Annotated in this window: 4 protein-coding genes and 3 pseudogenes; 3 read left to right on the top strand and 4 right to left on the bottom strand. The window is 64.5% G+C overall.

Going from position 1 to position 7,578, the window contains the following annotated elements:
* Window positions 1-279: 279 nt before the first annotated feature.
* A complete protein-coding gene (locus tag AC08OP_RS16930) occupies window positions 280-645 on the bottom strand; it encodes a YybH family protein (RefSeq protein WP_476615080.1) in 366 nt (121 codons plus the stop codon).
* A gap of 103 nt (window positions 646-748) precedes the next feature.
* Between AC08OP_RS16930 and AC08OP_RS16925 the strand changes: the two are divergent.
* Window positions 749-1,591, top strand: a pseudogene (locus tag AC08OP_RS16925) (LysR family transcriptional regulator); the annotation flags it as partial.
* Window positions 1,592-1,642: 51 nt separating this feature from the next.
* Here AC08OP_RS16925 and AC08OP_RS16920 read toward each other — a convergent pair.
* Window positions 1,643-2,053 (bottom strand): annotated as a pseudogene (locus tag AC08OP_RS16920) (DDE-type integrase/transposase/recombinase); the annotation flags it as partial.
* Between the two features lie 228 nt (window positions 2,054-2,281).
* Here AC08OP_RS16920 and AC08OP_RS16915 point away from each other — a divergent pair.
* Window positions 2,282-2,656, top strand: a complete 375-nt coding sequence (locus AC08OP_RS16915) for a DUF4143 domain-containing protein (protein ID WP_462189317.1) — start codon at window positions 2,282-2,284, stop codon at window positions 2,654-2,656.
* A gap of 1,251 nt (window positions 2,657-3,907) precedes the next feature.
* On the opposite strand, the gene AC08OP_RS16910 is transcribed toward AC08OP_RS16915, so the two are convergent.
* Window positions 3,908-4,072 (bottom strand): hypothetical protein, encoded by a 165-nt coding sequence (locus AC08OP_RS16910; protein WP_476615079.1) that lies wholly within the window; start codon window positions 4,070-4,072, stop codon window positions 3,908-3,910.
* Window positions 4,073-4,832: 760 nt separating this feature from the next.
* Here AC08OP_RS16910 and AC08OP_RS16905 point away from each other — a divergent pair.
* Window positions 4,833-7,226: an AfsR/SARP family transcriptional regulator gene (locus AC08OP_RS16905; RefSeq protein ID WP_476615078.1), complete on the top strand. Its 2,394-nt coding sequence runs from the start codon at window positions 4,833-4,835 to the stop codon at window positions 7,224-7,226.
* Window positions 7,227-7,289: 63 nt separating this feature from the next.
* Here AC08OP_RS16905 and AC08OP_RS16900 read toward each other — a convergent pair.
* Window positions 7,290-7,488, bottom strand: a pseudogene (locus AC08OP_RS16900) (transposase); the annotation flags it as partial.
* Window positions 7,489-7,578: the final 90 nt, after the last annotated feature.

Here is a 7,578-nt window from a genome sequence, read left to right as displayed (position 1 = left end):
CCCCGGACAGGCCAGGCCGATTCACCCCGGTTTGCGATCTACTACCAGCCGTCACCGACGTGCTTAGTGTCCGATAATGGCGAACATTACTGTTATGTCGAGAAGGCGCCGCTCCTCGTGTGTACGCATTGCGTGCGCGGATGCTCCGGCACGGCGCGACATCGACCGGCACGTTCCGGCACCGAAAATGCCCCGGCCTCGGATTTTGCGGCACTGCGCGGCATTCTCCGGTATGTTCCGAGGAGAGATCCTTCGGGCAGCGGGGCCTGATGAAGGCTGCTACGAAGACGGTGTGATGAACTCAGGCTGGTCGAGCAGGCGTAGCCAGCTGCCGTCGGGCTGCCGACGGACTACCTGCGCGCGGGCGCCGGCGCCGTCCTTTGGCGGCGTGGACGTGAGCGCGATGTCGCCGGCTATCAGGGTCGGCAGTGGTGGCTCCTGCTCGAAGCGGGGCGCGTTGGCCAGGATCTTCTCCCACAGGACCTGGATGGCGGCCCGGCCGACCGTCTGGCTGCCAGGTGGGTAGGCCATGACCGCCTCCTCCTCGTAGAGCGCCGCGATTCCTGCGGCGTCTCCTTCGTTGGCGCGCTCCACGAACAGGCGGGTGAGGTCTTCTGGCCTTCTGGCCTTCTCTTTGTCTGACATAAAAACCCCTTCAACGCGAAGTCAGGAATTTTCACTCCCAGTGAACACGATCCCACGCTAGAAGTCCAACAGCTGTCAGTTCTTGGAGCTAGAATCTACAGATATGGAACTCAGGCAGCTAGAGTACTTCGTCGCGGTAGTCGAAGAGGCGAACTTCACGCGTGCGGCCGAGCGTGTGCACATCAGCCAATCGGGAGTCAGCGCCCAGATCCGGCAGCTCGAACACGAGCTGGGAGCCACCCTTCTCGACAGATCTGGCCGCCGGTGCACGGTGACCACCGCAGGCGCGGCTGCGCTCGAACACACCCGTGACGTGCTCGCGTCGGTCAGCGCTCTGCGGCAGGCGGTGGACGACGTGAAGGGCCTAGTTCGGGGACGGCTTGTTGTCGGCATGGTCACAGCCTGCACCATCACTCCGCTTTTCGACGCGCTCGCGTCGTTTCACATGGCCCATCCTGGCGTCGAGATTATGTTGTTCGAGGACAATTCTGACCGGCTCATCGAGAGCGTGCGGACCGGCGCAACTGACATGGCCCTCGTCGGCACGGACGACGCGCCATTGGTGGCTGTGGAAACCCTACCTATCGTCAGTGACCGGCTCATCGCGATCGTGCCGAACGATCATCCGCTTGCTCGACGCTCTGGGGTGTCCCTGACAAACATCGCAGCCTTCCCTCTCGTGTGTCTACCCTGTGGAACAGGGATCCGCACGGTCTTCGACCAGGCGTGTTCGGCCATGGGGGTAAAGCCGACCATCGCGCTCCAGGCGAGTGCCCCAGGTACCGTCGTAGATCTTGCCGCTCGTGGGCTTGGCGTCGCGATACTCAGCGAGTCGATGGCCGTCACCTCCCGTAGCGATCTGAGCATTTTGATTGTCGATGATATTTTTTCTCCCGCCGTGTTGGCTCTGATCTGGACGACCCGAAAAAGTCCCGCATTGCAGGAGCTCGTCCGGCACAGCTGCGCCGCATTCGATCAGTCTCCCCGGCAGGCCCGGTCAGACGGCGGCGAGTTCGGTGCACGCGGCTGCCAGCCGCAGGTGCGGGCCGGTGTCGATGGCGAATTCGTAGTGGCCGCGGCGGATGTTCTGGACCAGGGCATGTCCGGCGCTGACGGTCTGGACCGAGCGCAGCCGTTTCAGGTCGTGCATCGGCCGTAACCGGGCTTTCCACCGGCCGTGATCGGCTTCGGTCAGGTTGTTCTCCCGGGCGGCGTCGACGTGGCAGGTTTCGGGGAGGAGCTCGTCGAGGATCCTCGGGTAGACGGGTGCTTTGTCGGTGGTGACTTCCACCGGCCGGCGGCTGTGAGACAGTGCCCGGGCGAAGAACCTTCGGGCGGCGACCTGGTCGCGGCGGGTGCTGGCCAGGACGTCGATGACCTGGCCGTACTGGTCGACCGTCCGGTACAGGCACGACGCCGACTCATCACCTGATCATGGCCGATCGGCAGCCGCGGGACAGCGGACTCCGCCGATGCAACAGCGCCGCCCAGGCTGACTTCTGGCGCCCCACAGGATGCACCGGCCCGTGGCTCGAGGCGCAGGTCGGGGCCTCGGACTACCGAACGCGCCAGGCTCGGATCAACGACTTTGGAGGGCTCGGATTACCGAATTCAGACGCCTCGGATTTCCTAGTTGATGTATGGTGTCGGCGACGGCGGTCCGGTCTTCATCGACGAGTATCAGCGCGCTCCCGTCGTGCTCGACGCGATCAAGGCTGAACTCAACCGCGACCGGCAGACCCGGCCGGTTCGTGCTGACAGGTTCGGCGCGGCACGAGTCACTCCCGTCCATCTCGAGGGTGACACGGCGAACAGCTACCTGCGGTTACTGGAGGCGGTGTTCCTGCTCTACCGCCTGCCAGCGTGGGGCAGTTCGCTGACTGCCCGGTCCACCCGGTCGCCAAAGATCCACGTGCTGGACTCGGGGGTAGCCGCGCGCCTGCTCCGGCTCACGTCGGACAAACTCGCCGCCCGCAGCGCGGCGGCGCTGACCGAGTTCGACAACGCCTGATCTGCTTCTTGGTCAGGTCCGCGACGGGGCGATCAGGCCGTGCTGGCTGAAGCCGCGTCCACGGCGGGGCGTCGCCCGTTGTAGTGCCGTGCCTGCTCAGCCAAGACAACGCGCAGGTGCCACTCACCAAAGATCAACATCCGGTCGACGGCTCGGCCCGAACGGTTCGGACGAACCGTTTCGCGTACTCGTGCCGCAACGCCAGCAACTCGGTGTCCTTCGACCTCCCGCCAGCACCGCGCAGGTCGCCAACGTGAGCAGAACCGGTAGACAGGAGGAGATATCCTCACCAGGACCTACGGGCAGCTACTCAGCAAACTTGGCGGAACCCTGCCTGGGAGACCGACGCCACAAAACCACGGCAATCGAGATACCGGTGAGCGCGGTGGCCACGGCGAACTCCGACCCGGCGGTAGCCGGGCGGGCACGCAGGCAGTCCGCAGTAGGACGGCCCTCGGACGTCACCGTCGGCACGCCGACACCGGCATGTGACAGTTGCCACTTCGACTACCCAATGTAGTATCATTGATTCACCAACGGCATCCGTCGCAGTGCGCTGACCAGGAGCGACTTGGTCGCAACGCTACTCGACTGATGGTCGACAACCACTCTTCGCTCCCGCCTGGCGACCGCGGCCCTTGCTTGCCGTGACTCGTTAGACCAGGATGACGAACGTGGCCAGAACAAGGAAAACGGGGTGTGGTCCACGATGCACTTCAGGCTTGTAGCTATGTCGGCGACAACGAATACCACCTGTCGGTGACCCTAAGCACCAGGGGCTTGACCATATCCTCTATAGGCGAGAACGAGCTCCGCATCGGCGAACTGGTGTGGGCCTGCCCGACCCGGCGCCTCTTCACAGCGCAATTTCCCGGCACAGCAGCGGATCGTTTCTGGGTCGCTGGCAGGGGCGCTGCCTGCCAGGGCGCCTCGACGCTCAAGGCCGGCGACATGGCCGTGTCGCGATATGACGGCGTGGTCTTCGAGGTAACCAACGGATGGCGCCCGTTCCCGCTTTCGCAGCAAATTTTGATCTACTTTGACGGGTCGGGACTGCCAACCAGCGGTCCGTTAATCGGTAGCACTGCAGACGCCGGCGGCGGGCCCGCCCCCGCAGCAAACCGGCAACAGACAGATGAAAACCTCCCCGCGCGGCCCGTGCAGGGTCCTGCGCTCGAAGCACCCCGACACCGTCTACCAGGAGATCTGGGGCTACCCGCTCACCCACCACGCGATCGCCGCCCTGATCTGTCAGGCCGCGACCGCCGCCGGGCTCGACCCCGACCGGATCAGGTTCACGCGCACCGTCAGGATCATCCGGGACGGGTCGTCATCGACCCGGCTTTTCCCCGTGACCAGCGCACACACCCTCGACGAGATCGCCGCCGACATCATCCGGCCGACCCGGCTCAACATCCGCCGCGAACGCACCTACCCCCGCGTCGTCCGCCGCGCCCGCCACAACCAGTACACGGCCTCCACCACCCCGCCCCGCCCACGATCAGGCTCGCCAAGCCGGCGAAACCCCAGGTCACATCTTGATCGACTCAACGGACGTGGCACTGCCTCCAGGCGGCACGCTTCACTTATTCCCGCACCCGGCACTCACTCTCAGCGCTTCCCGCCGACTTCGCACCATACAGGGGCTATGCTCATAGGCGCTTATGGTTGCACCTTGCGAGGATGCTCGGGGAGCGAGTAATGCGGGACCCAATCCACCACAAACCGCACGCCACGGTTCCGCCGTTCGGGCATGTGAGGTACCCGCCCCTGCTCCCTAGCGCCGCAGCGTCGCCGCCAGCCCCACTCGACGCTATTTTCGAAATTCACCAGTTCTTTACCTTTGCCATCGCGAGTCCTGATCATCCCACGCAAGGGAACCGGACCTCCCGCAACACCTCTCCCCTCGCGCGCGCCTTTCCGGCGAGAACCACGGAGCCGCGCCTGACACGGAGCGCCCAGCGCGGCCTCGGCCGTCACCGCGACCGAGGCCGGCCAGCCGGCCCGGTCCGGCCGCACCCCGAGGAAGTATCCGCCCCGTGGACAACGGGAGCCATATTCGAGTTGTCTGACCGCGGTGGCCGTATGGGCGTTATTCAGGGACCCCAGCCGTTACATACGCCCGTAGATGCGGCCGGTCAATGTTCCCGTGAGCTCGAGACCCAGGGAAGAAGCCATGATCAAATTTCGCATGCTCGGTCCGCTGGAGGTTGTTCGCGAAAACGATCGAGCCATTCTCGGCGGCGTCAAACAGCGCGCACTTCTTGGCCGCCTCCTACTCGAACCGAACCAGGTGGTCGCGGCCAGTCGGCTGGTAGATTCTCTATGGTCCGAGGACGACCCACCCACCACCGCCAGAAAGATTCTGCAGAACTCGGTCTGCTCCCTCAGATCCGTCCTCAGTACGCTGCGTGTACACACTTCCCTTCCAGTCCTCGTCACGCAGCCCCCTGGCTACATGCTGAGCGTCGACGAGGCGATGGTCGATCTTCACGTCTTCTATCGCCAACTGGAGACCGGCCGCAAGAACATGACGAACGGTCTGGCAGCCGATGCTGCCGTCATCCTGCGTGAAGCGCTGGGCCTGTGGCGTGGTGACGTGCTGGCCGACCTCGCGGAGGCGGGCATCGTCTGGCCGGAGTCGAGTATCGCCAGGAACTCGCGGACCGACGCCCAGGAGCTGTACCTCGAGGCCAAGATCGAGTGCGGGCACCACCGAGAAGTCATCGGTGATCTTGAGAAGCTGATCCAGACCGAACCCCTGCGGGAACGAGCTCGTGGGCTGCTCATGCTGGCCCTGTACCGCTCCGGCCGCCAGACCGAGGCCTTGAATCTCTATAACAGAACGCATTCCAACCTGGTGGAGAAGTTTGGGTTAGAGCCCGGGCCGTGGCTGCGATACCTCCAGAAGCGCATCCTGTCGCAGGATCCGACGCTCGACGACTTCCCGCAGTCGACGATGGTGGGTGACACTCCCGACCGCGCCACGCGTCCGATCGACCTGAGCTCACTTATCACGTCAGTTCCGCGTCCCAGCGAGGGCGATGCCGACCAAGACCTCCCGAACGCACCGAACTGGCTGGGGTCCACGGCGCCCTTCCCGACCCTGTCGCCCCGGCGTGAGGCAACCATCATGATCGTGCGGGCGCATGTCGGAGGCGGGGTGGGCGTGACCCGCCCCGACCGTGCCGACGAGCTCCCCGACGGAATCCACACCCTGGTGAGGACGGGAGTCGAGTGCTGCGGTGGATCAGTGCTGGCGTCCGTGGGTTCCGCGACGATCGCTCTTTTCAACCTCGACGACCCGAAGGAGAACGCCCTTCGAGCCACGCGTCTCGCGCTTCTCCTGCGAGACAGCCTCGATGTCTCGGACGAGGACAGGCAAGGGCTCACCATCCGGGCCCTGGTGGCGACAGGCGATCTGCAGTGGCATTCCAGCTCCTCACAACGGTGGAGCCAGGCAGCAGCCAACAGCACGCTTCTGGACCAGTGCTGGGAAACGTTTCCGCTGGTGCCGGTGGGCATGATCTGGGTATCCGATCGAACGCGGATACTGACCGCGGGCCAGGTATCCTACCTGACGATGGCCGCGGGGAGACTGCCATACTGGGTCGCCGAGATGAGCTCGGTGAGCTACCCGGTCGACACCAGGCCGTTCATGGACCGAGAACATGAGATGGAGATCCTACGAAAGACGTTCGAACGGGTCGAACGCCGTGGCATCCCGCATCTCGTGACCATACTCGGCAAGCACGGGACGGGGAAAAGTCGCCTGATGATGGAATTCTGCGATCTACTCATGGAAACAGCGCAGGCGACACCGCTGGTCCTGAGATACCGGATGAGTAGGTCAGCGAATGTCAACCCGTCCAGGATCGTCAACGATCTTCGGTCGATGCACCACCACCTCGACCCCATCGGACGGTCCGAGGCGCCCGATAGCAACAGCCCGGAGGCGGGGGGCCAGGCCCCTGACGCGGAGAGTCTCGTGCACGAGATCAGCCGGAAGAGGCCGGTGGTCGTAGCGATAGACGATCTTCATTTCGCCGATGAGGCGACTCTCGGCTTCTTCGAAAGCCTCGGGTCACATAGGAGGACCGGCAGCCTGTTGGTCGTCGCCTGCGCGAGCGATCACTTCCACCACCGGTTCCCCCAATGGGGCCTGATTCAGCCCAACAGTACTCGGATCCTGCTTGAACCACTGTCAGCGGACGCCGTTTCCCAGCTTTTCAAGAACTTGGCCGATGGGATCGGCAACTGCATTTCCGATTCAACCTGGCGGATCTTCCACCGCATCTTCGGCTCCCCCGACTCCGCGTCCGCGAGACGGGCGCGCCTGCTCCGGGCGTTGCCGCTCGTCGTCGGCACCAGCTCGTTTCCTGGCGATCACGCTGTCACCGACACCGTGGAGGAGCGAGATCCTGCTGGGCCATCCGCGTCGCAAACAGGTTGGCGGGACGAAGCAGGCTCGAACCCTGGGCGGGCTGTGGCCAGGCATGCAGAGAGGCCTTCCAAGATCGAGTGTGAGACCGAACCCGGGAAGGCAGCCCCTCCTCGTCTAGTGTCCTGAGTCCGCTAGTTCGCTCGCAGTAGGCGGCGAGGGTTTCGAGGATCTTGTCGGCGGTCTTCGTCAGCGCTCCACGAGGTTCATCCACGACGGCGAGGTGGGGGTGAAGGGCAGGTGGAACCGCGGGTGGCGCAGGAGCCAGTTCTTCACGGCCGGGGTCTTGTGGGTGGCGTAGTTGTCCAGGATCAGGTGCAGGTCGTACGCCTCGGGTACCGAGGAGTCGATCAGTTTTGAGGAAGCGGAGGAACTCCTGGTGGCGGTGGCGCCGGCGGCCGTCCCGGCCACGGTTCGCCACTCAGCCCTTCCAACCGGTCGACGGCGAACCGGTTCCGCCACTTCGCCACCGCCACCACCG

The sequence above is a fragment of the Frankia sp. CeRuru1 genome, assembly GCF_977966315.1.
The sequence above is the reverse complement of the archived record's forward strand: the minus strand, read 5'-3'. Positions and strand labels throughout refer to the sequence as shown.

Excerpts from the sequence above, each read along its gene's own strand:
- AC08OP_RS16905 (WP_476615078.1), top strand. The coding sequence starts at position 4,833 with ATGATCAAATTTCGCATGCTCGGTCCGCTGGAGGTTGTTCGCGAAAAC.
- AC08OP_RS16915 (WP_462189317.1), top strand. The coding sequence starts at position 2,282 with ATGTATGGTGTCGGCGACGGCGGTCCGGTCTTCATCGACGAGTATCAG.
- AC08OP_RS16930 (WP_476615080.1), bottom strand. The coding sequence starts at position 645 with ATGTCAGACAAAGAGAAGGCCAGAAGGCCAGAAGACCTCACCCGCCTG.
- AC08OP_RS16910 (WP_476615079.1), bottom strand. The coding sequence starts at position 4,072 with ATGTTGAGCCGGGTCGGCCGGATGATGTCGGCGGCGATCTCGTCGAGG.